General features: G+C 53.7%; 16 protein-coding genes. 4 read left to right on the forward strand and 12 right to left on the reverse strand.

Annotated elements, in window-relative coordinates; all coding sequences use genetic code 11:
• Nucleotides 1-84 precede the first annotated feature (84 nt).
• Entirely contained in the window at nt 85-1,968 is a 1,884-nt protein-coding gene (locus tag MTHE_RS03175) for a GNAT family N-acetyltransferase (protein ID WP_011695807.1), read from the forward strand.
• Between the two features lie 98 nt (nt 1,969-2,066).
• Here the strand turns inward: MTHE_RS03175 and MTHE_RS03180 are convergent, their stop codons facing one another.
• The 9 genes from MTHE_RS03180 to MTHE_RS09315 all read right to left on the reverse strand — a co-directional run bounded on the left by MTHE_RS03180 (nt 2,067) and on the right by MTHE_RS09315 (nt 10,479).
• Nucleotides 2,067-3,077: a phosphate uptake regulator PhoU gene (locus MTHE_RS03180; protein WP_011695808.1), complete on the reverse strand. Its 1,011-nt coding sequence runs from the start codon at nt 3,075-3,077 to the stop codon at nt 2,067-2,069.
• 5 nt (nt 3,078-3,082) lie between these two features.
• Nucleotides 3,083-3,742, reverse strand: coding sequence for a phosphate signaling complex protein PhoU (gene phoU, locus MTHE_RS03185; RefSeq protein WP_175265730.1), 660 nt, complete (start codon nt 3,740-3,742; stop codon nt 3,083-3,085).
• A gap of 17 nt (nt 3,743-3,759) precedes the next feature.
• Nucleotides 3,760-4,533: a phosphate ABC transporter ATP-binding protein PstB gene (gene pstB, locus MTHE_RS03190; protein WP_175266015.1), complete on the reverse strand. Its 774-nt coding sequence runs from the start codon at nt 4,531-4,533 to the stop codon at nt 3,760-3,762.
• A gap of 357 nt (nt 4,534-4,890) precedes the next feature.
• Nucleotides 4,891-6,153 (reverse strand): aspartate--tRNA(Asn) ligase, encoded by a 1,263-nt coding sequence (gene aspS, locus MTHE_RS03195; RefSeq protein WP_232840913.1) that lies wholly within the window; start codon nt 6,151-6,153, stop codon nt 4,891-4,893.
• Nucleotides 6,154-6,256: 103 nt separating this feature from the next.
• Nucleotides 6,257-6,901, reverse strand: a complete 645-nt coding sequence (locus MTHE_RS03200) for a 6-hydroxymethylpterin diphosphokinase MptE-like protein (protein WP_175265731.1) — start codon at nt 6,899-6,901, stop codon at nt 6,257-6,259.
• A gap of 108 nt (nt 6,902-7,009) precedes the next feature.
• Entirely contained in the window at nt 7,010-8,044 is a 1,035-nt protein-coding gene (locus tag MTHE_RS03205) for a hypothetical protein (RefSeq protein WP_011695813.1), read from the reverse strand.
• A 235-nt stretch (nt 8,045-8,279) separates the two neighbouring features.
• Nucleotides 8,280-9,323, reverse strand: a complete 1,044-nt coding sequence (locus MTHE_RS03210) for an mRNA surveillance protein pelota (RefSeq protein WP_175265732.1) — start codon at nt 9,321-9,323, stop codon at nt 8,280-8,282.
• Nucleotides 9,324-9,440: 117 nt separating this feature from the next.
• Nucleotides 9,441-9,746: a ferritin family protein gene (locus tag MTHE_RS03215; protein WP_011695815.1), complete on the reverse strand. Its 306-nt coding sequence runs from the start codon at nt 9,744-9,746 to the stop codon at nt 9,441-9,443.
• A gap of 520 nt (nt 9,747-10,266) precedes the next feature.
• Nucleotides 10,267-10,479: a Fic family protein gene (locus MTHE_RS09315; RefSeq protein ID WP_394296054.1), complete on the reverse strand. Its 213-nt coding sequence runs from the start codon at nt 10,477-10,479 to the stop codon at nt 10,267-10,269.
• A 57-nt stretch (nt 10,480-10,536) separates the two neighbouring features.
• Here MTHE_RS09315 and MTHE_RS03225 point away from each other — a divergent pair, with 57 nt between their 5' ends.
• Entirely contained in the window at nt 10,537-11,178 is a 642-nt protein-coding gene (locus MTHE_RS03225; RefSeq protein ID WP_011695816.1) for an HAD family hydrolase, read from the forward strand.
• A 102-nt stretch (nt 11,179-11,280) separates the two neighbouring features.
• Nucleotides 11,281-11,919, forward strand: a complete 639-nt coding sequence (gene pyrF, locus MTHE_RS03230) for an orotidine-5'-phosphate decarboxylase (protein ID WP_175265734.1) — start codon at nt 11,281-11,283, stop codon at nt 11,917-11,919.
• Between the two features lie 13 nt (nt 11,920-11,932).
• Here the strand turns inward: pyrF and MTHE_RS03235 are convergent, their stop codons facing one another.
• Together MTHE_RS03235 and MTHE_RS03240 are read right to left on the reverse strand one after the other, a co-directional pair.
• Nucleotides 11,933-14,074 (reverse strand): sensor histidine kinase, encoded by a 2,142-nt coding sequence (locus MTHE_RS03235; RefSeq protein WP_011695818.1) that lies wholly within the window; start codon nt 14,072-14,074, stop codon nt 11,933-11,935.
• Nucleotides 14,075-14,259: 185 nt separating this feature from the next.
• Complete coding sequence (locus tag MTHE_RS03240) at nt 14,260-14,829, reverse strand: hypothetical protein (RefSeq protein ID WP_175265735.1); 570 nt, start codon at nt 14,827-14,829, stop codon at nt 14,260-14,262.
• A gap of 299 nt (nt 14,830-15,128) precedes the next feature.
• Here MTHE_RS03240 and MTHE_RS09170 point away from each other — a divergent pair, with 299 nt between their 5' ends.
• A complete protein-coding gene (locus MTHE_RS09170) occupies nt 15,129-15,440 on the forward strand; it encodes a protein translocase SEC61 complex subunit gamma (protein WP_011695820.1) in 312 nt (103 codons plus the stop codon).
• A 280-nt stretch (nt 15,441-15,720) separates the two neighbouring features.
• On the opposite strand, the gene MTHE_RS03250 is transcribed toward MTHE_RS09170, so the two are convergent.
• Nucleotides 15,721-17,019 (reverse strand): phenylacetate--CoA ligase family protein, encoded by a 1,299-nt coding sequence (locus tag MTHE_RS03250; RefSeq protein ID WP_011695821.1) that lies wholly within the window; start codon nt 17,017-17,019, stop codon nt 15,721-15,723.
• Between the last annotated feature and the right edge of the window lie 300 nt (nt 17,020-17,319).

The raw sequence follows: 17,319 nt of genomic DNA on the forward strand, positions 1-17,319 counted from the left end.
AGATACATCTGCCTGTATGGGCGCATAAATCCTCTGCAGGTAAAATTAATTAAGTCAGCCTTTAATTGAGCCTGGGGGAAGCTTATGGAGATCATGGAGCACTACTACAGTGATCTGAGGGCGCAGTGGCCTGAAAAGTTCGTCTCGCTGGAGAGGGCGTTCAGCCACATACACGCGGGCGACAGGATCTTCATAGGCACCGGCTGCGGCGAGCCGCAGTTCCTGGTCCAGGCGCTCGCCGACTACGTTAGGGAGCATCCGAAGGCCTTCTTCGACACTGAGATACTTCACGTATGGACGCTGGGCGCTGCTCCATACACGGATATCAAGTTCAGGGAGAACTTCAGGCTGAACACATTCTTCATAGGGAGAAGCACGCGCGATGCTGTTAACAAGGAGCTCGCGGATTACACCCCAATATTCTTCTCAGCTATACCGGATCTGATCTACAGGGGGCGCATACCCATAGACGTCGCGCTCATACAGACGACCCCGCCGGATCGGCACGGCTACCTGAATCTGGGGATAAGCGTTGACATCGTGAAGGCTGCTGTGGAGAAAGCATCAGTTGTCATTGCACAGATAAACTCAAACATGCCCAGGGTCCAGGGGGACGGCTTCATCCACATGGACGATGTGAGCTTTGTGATACCCCATGACGAGCCACTTCTCGAGTATATGGAGAGTGTGCCGACAGAGCTGGCCCAGCAGATCGGAAGATATGTGGCGAGGATAGTGGAGGACGGATCCACGATCGAGGCCGGCTACGGGATGATACCGAACGCCGTCCTCGCAAACCTGAAGCACAAGAAGCATCTCGGCATTCACACATCGCTTCTCACAGATGGGTTCATAGAGCTCATGAAGGTAGGGGCTGTTGATAACTCGATGAAGAGCATAGACAGATACAAGACCATAGCCTCGTTCTGCATGGGCACGCGGAAGACGTACGAATACATACACGATAATCCAGCGATAGAGTTCAAGACGATCGATTACACAAACAATCCTCTCATCATAGCAAAGAACCGAAACATGGTATCGATCAACAGCGCGATGGAGGTCGATCTCACAGGCCAGGCGACAGCCGAGTCTCTCGGAACGTTCTTCCACAGCGGCATTGGAGGCCAGGCAGACTTCATGCGCGGCGCGGTCCTCTCGCCAGGGGGCAAGGCGATTCTCGCTTTGCCATCGACCGCTGAGAACGGGAGAATATCCAGAATAGTTCCGATGCTCAGGGAGGGCGCCGGGGTCACGCTGACGAGAGGGGATCTGCATTATGTCGTCACAGAGTATGGGATCGCATACCTGCACGGCAAGAACGTCAGGGAGCGTGCGATGGATCTCATAGCCCTGGCACATCCGAAGTTCCGGCCGTGGCTTCTGGAGGAGGCGAAGCGGCTCTCGCTCATCTATGCTGACCAGGAGTTCGTACCAGGCGAGAAGGGAGAGTACCCGGAGCATCTGGAGACGTACAGGACGACCAAGACCGGGATCAACATACTTCTCAGGCCTGTGAAGATAACAGATGAGCCGCTCCTGAAGGACTTCTTCTACTCTCTATCAGACGAGACTATGTACCAGAGATTCGCATCCGCACGGAAGGGCATGAGCCACAAGCAGCTTCAGGATTTTGTTGTCATTGATTACACCCGGGAGATGGTGATCCTCGCCGTGATCGAGGAGGATGATAAAGAGGAGGTGATCGGCCTCGGGCAGTACAGCATCGCAGAGGGGACGCATACCGCAGAGGTGGCCATAGTCGTCAGAGATGATTACCAGAGGAAGGGAGTGGGCATGGAGATCCTCTCGTATCTTGTGTACCTTGCAAGAAAGCAGGGTCTGTTCTACCTGAATGCGGAAGTGCTGGTGGAGAACCAGGCGGTTCTGAGGATGTTCGAGCGGCTTAACCTCCGCACTGAGCGAAAGCTGGAGGAAGGAGTGTATTCAGTTAAGATATATCTGTGAAAACTCCCTTGAAGAACTGCATAACGGGCGATACCACCCATCTGCGCCATCCTAATCAGAGCAGATCTTGTGCTGCCAGATAAAATTACCAGGGCAGCTCAAGACTTGCGCAGCTGGGCATGCGTCATATTTATCGTAAACTCACCGATGTTCTTTATGTGATCCAGGAATCTCGCGATGCTGCTTGAGATCACCATCCTCATCAGGATCTCCTCCTGGTTCACCCCCGTAGATGAGCTGGATATAACTGGCTCGAAGCTCCTCATCGCCTCTCTGCGTATCTCCTTGGTTTGTTCTATTATCGAGTTCGCGATCTCTGTGTTTCTGTGGAGCAGTGCTGATATGGCCTCATCTATGAGGCCGCAGATGATTGAGGAGATCCTCGTGAGCTCCAGCGCCATATCATCTGGAACAGACATGCTGTGCTCGATCACCAGATTTGCTATGCTGTGTGCGTGATCTGCGATCCTCTCCAGGTTGGATGCAGCGAGCGCATAGTTGAAGGCTGTGATGACATCGAGCGAGCTCTGAGAGAGCGCGCCAGTCCTGAGCATCTCGATGAACTGGCGTGATACAAGAAGATTAAGGCGATCCACATCATCGTCGCGCTGTATGACATCCTGTGCGAGTCTCTTCTTCATCCCTATCAGAGAGTCGATCGCATCCTGTATCATCGATTTCACAACGGTCCTGAGCCGCCTGAGAGCCCTATCGGACTGGAGCTCATCCGAGTTCAGGAGATCCTGTATCAGAACCTTGTTTCCTGTCTCTTCCAGTATCTCAGGCCCTATCAGCTTGCTCACTATCTGGTGTATGTCCCTCTTCTGCTCTGGCGTCATGTAGGGGGAGACCACCTCGATCGTTCTGTACCCTGACAGGTAGCATCCGATTATGTCCCTTATCAGCGCCTCTCCCGACTTCTCCCCGATATCCAGCTTCACCTTCAGGCTCTGGCTCGTCCGCTCAGGCGAGAGTACGAGCTCCCCACTCTCTCCCTGTGTGATGTACACTATCGACCCGGGCTTTATGCCGCTTCTCACAACCCAGCCCTTCGGGAGTGAGACTATGAACGTTGATTTCCCGGTCCTCTGAACCTTTCTGGTCTCCATGTCAATCAGTTCAGATGCTCCCTCTTCCCTTCGATCATATAAACTATGGACTCGCAGATGTTGCAGATGTGATCCCCGATCCTCTCAATGTGTCTGTTCACCATCAGCAGTGGGATTGTCTGGTCCATGAGGTTCATGTCTTCCGCTGTCATCCTCATGAGCACATCACGTACCTTTACGTAGAGAGAATCGATCACGTAATCATGCCTCGTCACGTTCCTGGCCATATCTGGGTCCCCTTTCTCGAGAGCCTCCATCGCTCCAGATAACATCTCGACTGCTATGCCTGCCATCTTCGAGAGGCCGTCTGGCATCTCCATGCGGTTCTTGTCCTTCGTCTGGATCACGACCCTCGCTATGTCCACGGCGAGATCTCCCGCGCGCTCGAGATCTATCCCTATCTTCAGTATGCCGATTATCATCCTCAGATCCTTCGCCATGGGCTGCTGAAGGGCCAGGAGCTCCATGCACTTGCTCTCCAGCTTCACGCTCAGATCGTCAACCGCGTAGTCGCCCTGAACAACCTCCCTGGCCAGGATGGCATCGTTCCTGCAGAGTGCCTCCACGGATCTCTCTATCGAAGAGGAGACGAGATCTGAGAGCTCTCTTGTCATCGCCCTGAGCGCGTTCAGATCTCTGTGGTACCTCTCTCTGTACGGACTCACAACCCCCCACCCCAAAGTCAACCGAACCTTCCAGTGATGTAATCCTCTGTGCTCCTCTCTCTAGGGTTCTCGAAGATCTGCTTCGTCTCTCCGAACTCGATCATCTCCCCCATGTAGAAGTATGCGGTGTAATCAGAGACCCTCGCAGCCTGCTGCATGTTGTGCGTCACGATGATCTGTGTGTATTTGCCCCTTAGCGATTCCATGAGCTCCTCTATGCGTGCTGTCGATATCGGATCGAGCGCGCTACACGGCTCGTCGAAGAGTATGACCTCAGGCCGCATCGCCAGCGCTCTTGCTATGCAGAGCCTCTGCTGCTGCCCACCGCTCAGGCCCATGGCAGGCTGGTCGAGCCTGTCCTCCACCTCCTCCCAGAGCGCTGCATCCCTCAGGCTCTGCTCCACGATTCTGTCTATGTTCTTATAGCCGTGAATCCTCGGGCCGTATGCGATGTTATCGTAGATCGACATCGGGAAGGGATTTGGCTTCTGGAAGACCATGCCAATCTTTTTTCTTAGAGCCACAACATCAGTGTCCCTGTCGTAGATGTTCTTTCCATCGTACAGAATCTCTCCTTCTATCCTGACGCCTGGTATGAGATCGTTCATCCTGTTGATGCATCTGATAAACGTAGATTTTCCGCATCCTGATGGACCTATTAGCGCTGTTATCTTGTTCTCAGGAATCCCCAGGGTTATGCTCTTCAGAGCCTGCTTACTGCCGTACCAGAGCGATAGGTTCCTCGACTCTATCTTGAACAAGCAAGATACCTCCTGCCGCCCACGGCTCATGCTGAGCGGAACAGGCACGCTGACCGCATTGGACATCTGGTGGTCTCCTGTGTTAAATGAAGATACTGGGCTTCCGGGATCTATTTATATTTTCGCCGGTTCTGCACGCAGAGATCAACTGTGCTCAGCGAGGCATCGAGAATTGGGTTCGTGTGAGTGGGTTATGCCTGGCTGGAACCAAATGCGGACACACCGGGTGGCGTCTCCTGCCAGAGGAGATCAGACGGAAGTCTCTGCCTCGAGGGAGACGCATCGGGTGAGCTGACCACAAGACCACAGCACATGTATTGCTGCGGTCTTGAGTCAGCAATCGATTGCGCTTTCCATTCCCAGCACGTGGGCGAGAGAGCACTGCGATCAGGGAACCAGTCTCCTCCTGTCCCTTGGAAAGAGCACTGCATCCCTGATGTTCTCGAGTCCGAGCATCGTCTGGACGAGACGTGCCAGACCCAGCCCCCAGCCTGCATGCGGCGGCATTCCGTACCTGAAGGGCTTGAGGTAGAACTCGAAGCTCTCCGGGTTCAGCCCCTTCTCTTTTATTCTGCTAATGAGAAGCTCATAATCATGGACGCGCTGAGCCCCGCTGGCGAGCTCCATCGACGGATGCATGAGATCGAACCCCTTGCAAATCTCCGGCTTATCCTCGTAGGGCTGCGTGTAGTATGGCTTCACAGAGCTCGGCCAGTCCGTCAGGAAGTAGTGCTCTCCTATCAGAGATCCGAGGTAGTGCTCGGTCTCCGTATCTATGTCATCGCCCCACTCCATGCTTTTCCTCCCAGACTCACTGGCCATCTCAAGGGCCTCTGTGTAGGTGATCCTGCGGAAGGGTGTCTTCGGGATATCCAGATCCACTCCCAGAATCTGGAGCTCTTTCTCGCAGATCTCCGAGACGTATCTGTAAGCCGAAGAAACCGCGTTCTCCAGGAGCGACATCACATCCTCGTGATCCGCGTAGCTCACCTCAACGTCCACTGAGATCGCCTCGTTAAGATGTCTTCTGGTATCATGCTCCTCCGCCCTGAATATCGGTCCTATCTCGAAAACCCTATCGAGACCCGTAGCCATCAGAATCTGCTTGTAGAGCTGCGGGCTCTGGTTCAGGAACGCCTCCCGCTCGAAGTAGCTTATCGGGAAGAGGGCCGTGCCGCCCTCAGTTGCTGTTGCAACGATCTTTGGCGTGCATACCTCGATGAATCCCTTCTCGTAAAACGTATTCCTCAGGCTTCTCATGACAGCGGATTCTATCTTGAAGACAGCCATGGACGCAGGCCTTCTGAGATCCAGAAACCTCGCATCGAGCCTGGTGTCGAGCTCAGCGCCCACCTTGCCTGTGGGATCCAGAGGCAGAGGCGAATCCGCCCTCGAGAGCACCTCCACAGCCTCAGGGAGGATCTCGAAGCCGTTCGGGGCCTTCGGCTCTGCCTTGACCCTGCCGCGAACGAGAACCACACTCTCCCTGCTCACGCCGCGCACAGTCTCCACCAGCTTTCGGTCAGCCCTCTTTGTGAGAACCGTCACCTGCGCGAGCCCCTCCCTGTCTCTGAGAACGAGAAAGCATATTCCACCAAGATCCCTGATCTCGTGGACATGTCCTGCCAGCGTGACCTCTGATCCGTCCATCTCCGGACGTATCTCACCGGAATAATGAGTTCTGAGAATCAATGGAATCTCACCCTTCGAAAGATTGGCTCCGGGTATAAAAGCAGTCCGGAATCGTTGATGCTCAGGGATCTGTGCATCCGGGTCCGAGCGCGATCTCAAGGAGCACCTTCGCCCATCTGAGCTTCTTGGACTTTCTGGGCGTGACGTTCTCATCATCAAAATCGAACCCGATCAGTCTGATGCTTTTGGGCATGAACTCGAGTGCGAGAAACACGGCCCTGTCGCCGTCTGTGAACCCTCCGAAGTTGTGGACGTTCTCCAGCGGCGATGCCTGTGTCGTTCCCAGGACACGCCTGAGATGCGGCACGTGCTCCTTCAGCTTATCGATGTTATCCCCGTGCGCATGCACCACGACCGCAGATCCCCTGCGATTGGCATCGATGATGTCCGGCATGCATCCATCCAGATCTGTCACTATGATGTCAGGGATCACATCATGCTCAAGAAGCACTGATGTGGCGCCGTCTGCTGCCAAGACAACATCCGAGGGAGTTATTCCTCCGATCTCATCTCTCAGGCGGGGAGCGTTGCCGCACACCACCACATCCCTGCCGCGAACAGCATCCTTGAGCTCGTCCAGCGTGATCTGATCGATGGAATCGAGAAGAGAGGAGAGAACGCGCGCCGCCTCCTCATCCCTGGATCTGGAGAAGCTGAAGTCGGCAAGGATCCTCTTGTATATCCTATCCCATTCCTCAAAGCGCATCTGCATTTAATTGATTGGAGAAGCAAAAAGCCTTGTGCTGATAATCCGGAGGAGAAACGGCAGACGGCTGCTCAGAATAAAACAGAAAGGATAGGGATGGATCCCTATCTAAGCCCACGCCTTGAATGGCGGGTTCACATCAGTCGGCCCGTACATTCCGGCCCTTGCCTTCGCGAGGCAGGAGCAGTCGAATATGCCCTCAGCGCTCGAGCCGAAGCCCCTCTTCAGTGCAGCCGGAATATCAGCCCAGCCGCCCGAACAGCATGGCAGCCAGTCCTCGCTCTTCTGGGTGATCTTGTACGGCACGTTCAGTGTCATGTTCTTGGTTATGTCGTATGTGCCGAAGTAGTCCTCATCGATCTCTATCGCCGGGTTCTTGTAAGCCCGTATATCGCTCAGGGCGCTGCCGGTCAATGCAGTGCCTGGATATGCTGGCGCGGTCGCATTCGCTGTGTAATCTGAAGATGCCTGGAGCACTCCGAAGTGGACCTTGCCGTTGTCGACATGCTCGTTGATCTTCATCTGTGTGTAGCCCACTCCCTCGTACACCGGATCGTACTGGTGGAAGTACTTCTCCTTCGCAAGGACCTCAAGCTCCTTGTCTATGCCGTGAGCGTACTCGACCTCATGGTGCATCGAGGTTCCTGCGCGGTAGTTCTTTATCCAGGTCTTCTCCTTGAGCAGCGAGTCGAAGACGAGCGGGTTCACAGCGTAGTAGCCCGCGCCGATCGCGAACTGGTACGGCGAGTAAACCATCACGTTGTCCTCCTTCACGGAGATGCACGAGACGTCCTCGTCGACCCAGTCGGCATCTATCGGGTGCGTGTTCTTATCGAGCTCCTGCGTGAACATCACGAACTCGTTGTCTATGGAGCCCGAGCCATGGACGTAATCCTTGAAGGCGAGCGCGCCGGCCTTGGCATACCTGTATGTCATGAAGTAGCCGCTGCCCTGGACGTCCTGCTCGAAGTTGAAGGTCACGTTCTTCTCTGCGACCTCGTAGGGGTATCTAGGATACTCCTCGCCCTCAGCGTCTTTTTTTAACTCATAACCAGGAGGTCTCAAGTCATTCGAGAGACCTGCCCCAGCCGAGAGCCCGATAAAAACCATAACTGCAAGCAGCAGTATAATTACTCTCTTCAAATCTTTCCCTCCATCCAAATTCGATACAGACTGAAACTGTTATCTTTTCTGTGAATCTCCTATTTTAATCTGTTGATTGAAACAACGCCGGAAGCGCCCCAGCAGAGCACAGGACATCCGAAGATCTCGCACTGAGATGCATGATCAGAGATGGATGCCAGATTGCACCTCGAACTTTGCCAAATGCAGCAAGTATAATCGCACCTCGCAGCATATCCGAACCCCAGATTTGCACTCACGATGCTCCTGGAATCCTGAAGCGCAGCAGCGCAGCGACCCCGCCCAGGGCCTCCAGCCTCTCCCCTGGCTCAAACTCTGTGCTGAATATCACAACCCTGCCGCGTCCAGCTGCTACATCTCTTATCAGGCTCTCAACGTCACCCCTGCGTACGAGCTGATCCACAATCATGAGCGTCTCGATCGCGCCGTAGTTCGCAGCCTCCCTGACCTCTCTGATGCCGTAAGCTGCCCTCCCATCTGTCGCTATCTCCTTCATCAGATCGTCCATCAGCCTGGTCTCGCGCGATATCCTGCTCGCCTCGACGATCCTGTCAACCGTTCCTCTTCTCAGAACCTCCTGGAATCCAGACCTTCCTGTGGATGATGCATCATCCATTGTGAGGCGCTTGAGGAGATCAGGGTACCTGGCCTCCATCACCTTCCTGAGATCCTCCTTCGTGAAGCCCGGGCCTGCCAGGACAACATAAGCATCATCGCCAGCAGAGTTCGCAATCTGATCCGCGACCTCTTTTAGGAAATCATCTCTCACGCTGGATCCAGAGCCTTTCCCGCTCCCTCCCCTGATCTCGGCCACGGTCTGGACGCCGAACTGCCGGAGGACGCCTATTGTTGCCTCCCCCTCCTCGACGAGAGCCAGGACGACGCGCGGGCGATTCGACTCCGCAACAGCCTCCTCGATCCTCTGGAGCTCGTCAGGGCGCCATCTCTTTATTATAGAGAGCTCCGACCCGGCCTCGATGTTCAGCGTGTGATAAGACCCGATATCCACCCCTGACTTTATCACCCCATGGATCCTGAGCCAGTTTGAGTATGTGTGGAACTCCACAGCCTCAACTGAGATGCCAAGCCGTACAGTCCTGCGCTCAGCCTTCTCCGGCCGGAGCTTGTCCGTCGCGCCGGAGATCTTGCGCTGTGTTGTGGCAAAGACCAGATCTCCAGGAGAGACGAGATGCTTCAGATGCCAGAGATCATCGAGGCTCTCGGCAACGAGCGAGATCTCGCCCTCATCACCGCGAAGGTTTCTTTTTATGACGCGCATAAACACCATCATCAAAGAGCATCGATCTCAACGCCTGATCCCGGCAGCCGATCAGATGGTAGTGGGCTCTGAGCTCGGATCAGAGCCCCGCATGAACCCGGCGTCCCGATGAGATGATCACTTTCTGAGCTTCTCCAGAATCTCCTCAACCTCCTCATATCCCTCTTTATACAGTTCCTCCTCGCGCGGCTCGAGCTCCTTTAAAAGCCTCAGGAACTCGCCTGCGTGCACAACCTCCTCATCAGCGATGTCGATCAGGACAGCCCTTGCGCATTCGTCATCTGTCGACTCTGCGAGCTGCGTGTAGAGCTGGATCGCCTCATACTCAGCCGCGATAACGTACCTTATCGCCCTCACAAGCTCCTGCTTTGTAAGCTTGCGATCGCTGGCCATGCCAGCAAACGGTGTGGCAAACTCAGGCATCGAAAACCACCAAGTTCTTTTGGGGGACGGGGATGAAATAGTTGTCGATAACTGAGAAGCGGCGTTCAATGCCATCACGATTAGCATGCCGTAGCGTTCATTCATACTAAGAATTTCATTAAAATTTCCATATACACAGTTCTGGATTTCATCTCATTTTGAGATCTCCCAGAAAGTGACACCTCCAAGAAAAAATGAATACCGACACTGTTACTTTATAATTATCCATTGGGATACGAACTTGCCATATAACCCCTGGGAAGATACTACGATGGACAGCGATCCTGCAGCAACTAAATGAGGAGGCAAATTGGTCAAGCATTCTGGATCAAAATTCAGGGTCTACGAAGAAGAGCGGTCGATTTTAGATGCTCCCATCCGATATCAGGGAGGCCTATCAGGATATTATAAAACATCACAGCCAGCTCCTGGACTTGCTTGCTCAGGAGTAATCGTATAGGATTCTCTGCACTGTCGCCCACCAGCGCTGCTCTTTTTCTTAAGCCATCGCTTGATGTCTTCAACATCGCACTCGTACTACATTGGAGATCTTATGGAGAACTCGATGGATCACCTCCTCGTCCTGTTTTCCTATCCAGAACCTGTAGATTCTTAGAATCATTGCTGCAAAAGCGGTTCTTTTATTTCCGTCATAAAATGGATGCAGCCGAGACATATCCCATTGCAGCCTTCCGAAGTAATGGGTTCCTGGGAGTGCTCTCGATTCGTTTATAAAGAGACATTACCAGATCCTAACATCGCAAAGATGAAGAGACCACAGGTAAGAGAGATGCCAGAAGTGATATCCTTCGATATGGACGGGACCCTAGTGAGCCCGAAGTACGTTGACAGGGTGTGGATGGAGGGGATCCCGGAGCTTTACGCGAAGCGCCATGGCGTGGAGCTGGACAATGCAAAGGAGATCGTCATCGGGGAGTATTTGAAGATCGGAAGCGACAGGCTCGAGTGGTACGACCTGGGGTACTGGCTGGAGAAGTTCGATCTCAAGATCGATAAGTACGAGCTCCTCGAGATGTACAGATCTGAGATAGAGGTGTACCCCGAGGTGGAGGAGGTCCTCGATTCTCTGAGAGATGCTGGCTACGAGCTCGTGGTAACATCCAACGCGGCGAGGGAGTTCATCGAGATGGAGCTCGACGGGCTGATGGACAGGTTCAGCAGGGTATTCTCTGTGACATCTGATTTCAGGGATGTTAAGAAGTCGCCCCGATCGTACATCCTGGTCTGCAGGGCTCTTGGAAGAAAGCCACTGGAGGTGCTCCACATCGGGGATCATTACGTTTACGACTACGAGGCTCCAATCGAGGCCGGCCTGGATGCGCTCTTCCTGGACAGAATGGGGAACAGAAGTGGCCCTGAGGTCGTGGTAGATCTGAGAGAGGCGGCGGACAGGATATTGAACGGAATGTAAAATGTGGTTGTCGATCGAATGCCATCGGGAGGATGGTTGAACGCATGTGGATTGCAGTTGTTTGCCCAGATCTTCCGTGCAACTAAGCGCCCGGGAGGTATCATGAAGAAGAACAGCAGACTGATTCTCGCATTGGATGTTGAGTCAAGGGATAAGGCTAACAGCATAGCCTCTGAGACAGAGGGGATATTCGATGCGATCAAGGTCGGATATCCGCTGATGCTCTCAGAGGGTCTCTCCGTCATAAAAGAGCTGTCGAATATCGCTCCCGTCATCGCGGACCTGAAGATCGCGGATATACCGAACACAAACCATCTGATATGTAATCGACTCTTCAGCGCGGGCGCTCAGGGTGTCATAGCGCATGCCTTCACTGGAAGGGACAGTCTTGAGGCCTGTGTGGATGTGGCGAAGAGATGGAGTGGAGATGTGTATGCGGTGACCGAGATGAGCCATCCTGGAGCGCTGGAGTTCATGGCCCCTGTGGCGGAACGCATGGTCATGCTCGCTCTGGTCGCAGGAGCATCGGGAATAGTAGCGCCAGCCACCAGGCCGGAGCGGATAAGAGCGCTCAGGAGAGCTGCAGGGGGCCTCACGATAATCTCCCCCGGGGTCGGGGCTCAGGGCGGCTCTCTCAGAGATGCGCTCGAGGCAGGCGCAGACTACGCGATTGTGGGCAGATCCGTGTACGAGAGCGCCAATCCCAGGGCAGCGGCTGAGGCGCTGCTCGATCTCATTTGAGGTCATTCCACATTCAACGGTACAGATCGCCGAATGGACTCTGCGACTCCTCCGAATTTGACTTCCGGCTGAGAGGAAGTGTGAAGCACACGGTGCATCCCTTTCCACCCTCAGACTCTATCCAGATCCTACCGCCATGGACCTCGACGATCTTCTTTACTATCGCGAGGCCTGCGCCCGTGCCCGGAGTGCTGCGGTCTATCCTGTAGAAGAGATCGAAGACCTTATCATGGTACTTCGGGTCTATGCCGATGCCGTTATCTTTCACAAAGAATGCCGCGTCCTCTGGGCGCCAGCCTATCTCTATCCTCGGATGATCTGTATTCGCTGTGTACTTGATGCTGTTGTCTATGAGATTCGCGAGCATCTCCCCTATACGCATCCTGTCGACGTGGACAGAGGGCATATCATCAGCGACGATGATATCAACGCCCCTGAGCTTCGCGTTCATATCAGAGAGCACTTCCCTCACGATATCTGAGAAATACACATCCTCTGGAGGGCTGATCACCCTTCCGATCCTGCTCAGCTCCAGGGTGTTTGTGAGGAGTCTGTCCATCTTCAGCACGGAGTTCTCTATGAACCTTATATCGCTCTCGACCTTGTCAGTCTGACCGGATCTGAGATCCTCCCTAAGGTATCCAATAAATCCGAGTATGGTTATCAGGGGTGACCTGAGATCATGAGACACTGTGTAAACAAACCTCTCCATCTCCGCATTCTTCCTCTCGATCTCCCTTGTTCGGTCCTCCACCATCCTCTCGAGCTCTGTTGTGTATCTGCGGAGTTCATCCTCCAGCCTCTTTCTATCACTAATATCCATGAAGGATACGACAGCGCCCACGATCCCGCCGGAGCTGTCCTTCAGGGGCGCTGAGTTTAGCAGCAGATCAAAGGACTCGCCGTCAACAACCACGCGCTCCTCTTTGCTCTCTGTGATCGCTCCTCTGAGAGCCCTCGAGATGCAGAGATTCCACTCCGGCTCATCCTCCGAGTTGTGCGATCTCAGCTCGAGAGATCCGCCCGGACGTTTCCTCAGTATCCGCCTTGCAGCATCGTTGATGAACAGTATCTTTCTATCGGCATCGACAACAAGGATGCCGCACTGCGCCTGGCTGAGTATGCTCTCCAGGAGGTTTTTGCTCTCGGCAAGGCTCTTCTCCATGGCAGCCCGTCGCTCTGCCTCCTCTCGCAGGTTTTTGAGCATATCATGCATTGTCCGCAGAGATTGCTTCTCGCGCAGGAGCATCAGGCCGATTATGCCGGATATGGATGCCACCAGAGCTCCTGCATTCGATACTGACTCATGTTCTCTGATGAGCACAAGGATAAGTGCAATGCCGAGCCAGATGACAGGGACATAGTAAGAGATCCTCTTGATGTTGATAGGTCTCCATGAAGGGGGATGAACCGAGAGGAGGGGAGCGATGCCGATGAGCATGTAAGCTGCAAGCCAGCCGGTGTCAAGCAGGCTCCCTGAGGTGTACGTTCCTTGGATCTCCTGATATGCATAGCCCAGATCTGTTATTATCATGGCACCCATTCCGAGAATAAGAATGAATGATGGCCAGTCCTCAGCTGCCTCGTGCTCTCTAAAGAGTATGTCCATCAGCGCGATGACCAGGAGAAGGTCCATGAGCACGTAGGCGATCGATACGAACGTGGCCACTGGATCCTCCTCATACAGCTCGGGAATGATGTAGATCCACAGTATCAGAAGGGAGGAGATCATACCTATGCATTCATCCAGCAACAGCCTGGCCCTCTCGTTTGCTGACCGCGGCACAGATGGGAAGAGAAAGATGCCTGCTGCAAAGAAAGGGTAAAACGCCAGGTATCCGATGTCGGCAGCGGATGGAAATGGATCTCTTCTGAGGAATACCTCCAGCACAAGCCATGCGAGCTCTCCAGATGTGTTGAAGATCATCGCGACGAAGATCGCCAGCCAGGCCGCCCTGACCCTGCCTGTTGAGCGTTTGAATGCGTAAAAAAAGCAGAACGCTGCGATGGCTGATGACATCACAAAGGGAGCATCTTCCAGCAGAAGAAACATATCTGCATCTCGAAATGCTGTTATCAGAATCAGATGTGCTGCTATAAGAAACGCAAACGCAGAGGTCGCGATCAGAATGCGCTTGTCGATGGATGCAGACATGCATCACGTGGTTAACATCAGAACAAATTAAATGTTTTGCAGATATTGGCAGCTCTGTGTAAGGCGTGAATGCGTATCCAGACACCCTGCACATTAACAGGGAGGTCGCTCATCGCATCTGAAGAGGCAGATATCCGGCCTGTGCTGCATGTATCTTACGCCGTCCAATCAGCATCTCTCTGGCATCATACCTTTCTCTCAACATGTATGGTTCCAAGCAGGCTTGCAGTCTCATCCGCGGGGAATGTGGAGAAGAGCCTGCAGTTTGCTGTGACCAGTTGCCTTCCCTGGGCGAAGACACCCTCGGGCGCGTAGCTCGCGCAGAATATCACCCTGTCCGATGGAAGGATCCCGCCGCCCAGAGCCCCTACTGTCCCATCGATCACGGTCTCGGTGATGTTTATGTTGCTGCATCCCTGCTCTGTGAGGAAATCGTTGACGATCTTCCAGTCGTTGTCAAGAGGAACCTCCACGAGCTTCTTCCCGTATTCAATGCCGACGTAGTCCGTGACGAATATCCAGATGGAGCTGTCATCTCCCCTAACACCGAGACCGTACGTGATGTAGCTTCTGCCTTTTTGGATGCTTCTCACAGGCTCATCGACAGCAACTGTATATGGCATGCTTGTGTTCAGATCAAAAGATACCTGGAAGGGGCCGAGGTCTCTCACAACAGGCTCCGCTGAGGTGGGCTGAGAAAGGAGGATGGCTGAAAGCACTATGATCAGCGCTATGACAGATCGGGATGCTCTCATGCTGTGACTCTGGGATCGTATACGTAATGAATTCTGCGGTACGGCCATGATCTCAGAGGTTGAAAGATAGGAGATCTTGCATGTCGTGTACTCACATCACTGATGAGACTGCCGGGGATCAGCACCCAATGACATAAATCCTCATGAGTCATGTGAGGCCACATGCTGTTGGGTTCAATTATACGACGATCGATCTGCATGCAAGATCTTTCTGCAGTCTCTAAATCCAGTCCCTTTTCAGGAGAGTTCATGCTCGCCTCCGAAACCTTTTTTAGATCGTATTGTGTTCGCCAAAAGGAATGAAGGCAGCAGAGACGAAGATGGACCAGCTGAAGGGAAAGCTAGGTGTTGGCGGATCTGAGAAGAAGACCGGGAAGAAGGGCAGGGATGCGAAGACAAAAAGCGATCTCACAGATATGCTCGATGACATCGGCATCGAAGCCCCATCGATGGACCTTGGCGAGTACATACGCGTCCTGAAGCTCGCAAGAAAGCCGACCAGGGAGGAGTTCATGATGATTGGGAAAGTATCGATCACGGGCATATTCCTGATCGGCATGATTGGCTTCATCATATACGCGCTCCTCACAGAGCTACCGAAGTCGATATAACTCAAAAAACATCGGATCAAAAACACAGCTTCGCTGGTCTTATGGCTGCCCACTGGCGTGCGTTCTGGATCAGCTCGGCAGACTGGCTGCAGATAAAGAGCTCGAGTGGGCAGGTTCCAGATATTTTAAAAACGTCGCTCTTGTGTTCAACAACTTAGAGGACATGTAGTCCGGTTGTTGGAAGCACTCATTCATTCTCCAAGAACGCATGCCTGGGCCATTGTCTTTCCAGGAAAGTCATCATATGGATAAAAGCGAAAAACATTTGATGCAAAGTATTTCAGGTCCTTCTCAGATCCACCACCTTCTTCGATTTGCCTGCTGTTCGTGGAATCGAGCCCTTCTCAACGAGCTCCACCTTGCTCCGGATGTTGAGCACAGCCTTTAGCCTCTCCTCGACCTTCTTCTGGAGACGTGCGAGATCCGCGAGCTCACCTGTGAACGCCTCATCCTTCATCTCCACTTGAATCGTGAGCTCGTCCAGGCCGTGATGCTTTCTGTCGACTATGACTTGGAAGTAATCCCCGATCTCGGGTATCGAGAGGAGCACATCCTCTATCTGGCTCGGGAAGACGTTTATGCCCCTCACGACGAGCATATCGTCCGCTCTCCCCAAGAACCTGTGGAGCTTCCGGCTCGTGCGCCCGCAGCTGCATCCGTCCTCCATGAGATACGTCACATCCCCTGTTCTGTACCTTATCAGGGGCATGGCCTCTTTGGTCAGGGATGTGAGGACGAGCTCCCCGCGCTCGCCCGGAGCACATGGATTTCCATCTCCATCAAGAATCTCCACCAGGAAGTGATCCTCCCATATGTGCAGACCATTCTGTTCCTGACACTCAAATGCAACGCCCGGCCCGAACATCTCTGAGAGCCCGTACGAGTCATAGGCCTTTATGCCGAACGCCTCCTCAAGCTCCTGGCGCGCCTCATCCGACCACGGCTCGGCCCCGAAGCAGCCTATCCTGAGCTTCAGTTTGTCCATGATGCCCTTCGCCTTCGCTGTCTCCGCCAGGTATAATGCATAAGATGGGGTGCAGTGTATAACTGTCACACCAAAATCAGCCATGATCTCAAGCTGCCTCTCGGTGTTGCCTGTGCCGGACGGGACCGCCATCGCGCCCATCCGCTCTATGCCGTAGTGCACGCCGAGGCCGCCGGTGAAAAAACCGTAATTCACAGCGTTCTGGAATATGTCATTCCTGGTCACCCCGACCATCACGAAGTCCCTTGCCATAAGATCAGACCACGTCTCTATATCTCTCTTTGTGTACCCAACAACCGTGGGCTTTCCGGTGGTTCCTGATGATGCATGTACCCTCACGATCTCCTCTCTGGGAACAGCGAAGAGCCCGAACGGATAGTTGTCCCTCAGGTCCGTCTTCCTTGTCGTAGGAAGCTTCTCGACATCCTTTAGACTGTTTATATCATGTGGGGTGATGCCCATCTCGGTCATCTTTCTGTGATAGAATGGAACGTTCCTGTAAACCTGTTCCACGGTCTTTCTCAGCCGGCGCAGCTGGAGTTCCTCCAGCTCAGACCTCTCCATGAGCTCCAACTTAGGTTGCCAGAATGCCATGTTACTACCCTGATGATTTTGATGCAGCGTGAGCTGACACGCCGTAGCGTGGTAGATTCGCTTACAGTATATCAATCATTCCCCATCGTGGCATCACCACATTCGGTACAGAGGAAACGATGGATGATGCGGGTTTGCAGAAGCAGATTAAGAGGATCTCTGAGACCAGGCTCGCAGAAAGGAAAAGCACTCTGTGGCAATGATTGGAGCGCTGGAGGGGTGAAGCCCACCAGCGCCAATCGACCTCGCCTCTTTCGGAGGCTCATCGAGCCGCCGAATCAACAGGGTTGTGCCGAAGGG

Source organism: Methanothrix thermoacetophila PT (genome assembly GCF_000014945.1).
Classification (GTDB): domain Archaea; phylum Halobacteriota; class Methanosarcinia; order Methanotrichales; family Methanotrichaceae; genus Methanothrix_B; species Methanothrix_B thermoacetophila.

Coding starts and splice junctions, on each gene's coding strand:
- MTHE_RS03235 (WP_011695818.1), bottom strand. CDS start 14,074: ATGTCTGCATCCATCGACAAGCGCATTCTGATCGCGACCTCTGCGTTT.
- MTHE_RS03225 (WP_011695816.1), top strand. CDS start 10,537: ATGCCAGAAGTGATATCCTTCGATATGGACGGGACCCTAGTGAGCCCG.
- MTHE_RS09170 (WP_011695820.1), top strand. CDS start 15,129: ATGAAGGCAGCAGAGACGAAGATGGACCAGCTGAAGGGAAAGCTAGGT.
- MTHE_RS03250 (WP_011695821.1), bottom strand. CDS start 17,019: ATGGCATTCTGGCAACCTAAGTTGGAGCTCATGGAGAGGTCTGAGCTG.
- MTHE_RS03215 (WP_011695815.1), bottom strand. CDS start 9,746: ATGCCTGAGTTTGCCACACCGTTTGCTGGCATGGCCAGCGATCGCAAG.
- MTHE_RS03175 (WP_011695807.1), top strand. CDS start 85: ATGGAGATCATGGAGCACTACTACAGTGATCTGAGGGCGCAGTGGCCT.
- MTHE_RS03200 (WP_175265731.1), bottom strand. CDS start 6,901: ATGCGCTTTGAGGAATGGGATAGGATATACAAGAGGATCCTTGCCGAC.
- aspS (WP_232840913.1), bottom strand. CDS start 6,153: ATGGACGGATCAGAGGTCACGCTGGCAGGACATGTCCACGAGATCAGG.
- pyrF (WP_175265734.1), top strand. CDS start 11,281: ATGAAGAAGAACAGCAGACTGATTCTCGCATTGGATGTTGAGTCAAGG.
- MTHE_RS03240 (WP_175265735.1), bottom strand. CDS start 14,829: ATGAGAGCATCCCGATCTGTCATAGCGCTGATCATAGTGCTTTCAGCC.
- MTHE_RS03210 (WP_175265732.1), bottom strand. CDS start 9,323: ATGCGCGTCATAAAAAGAAACCTTCGCGGTGATGAGGGCGAGATCTCG.
- pstB (WP_175266015.1), bottom strand. CDS start 4,533: ATGAGCCGTGGGCGGCAGGAGGTATCTTGCTTGTTCAAGATAGAGTCG.
- MTHE_RS03180 (WP_011695808.1), bottom strand. CDS start 3,077: ATGGAGACCAGAAAGGTTCAGAGGACCGGGAAATCAACGTTCATAGTC.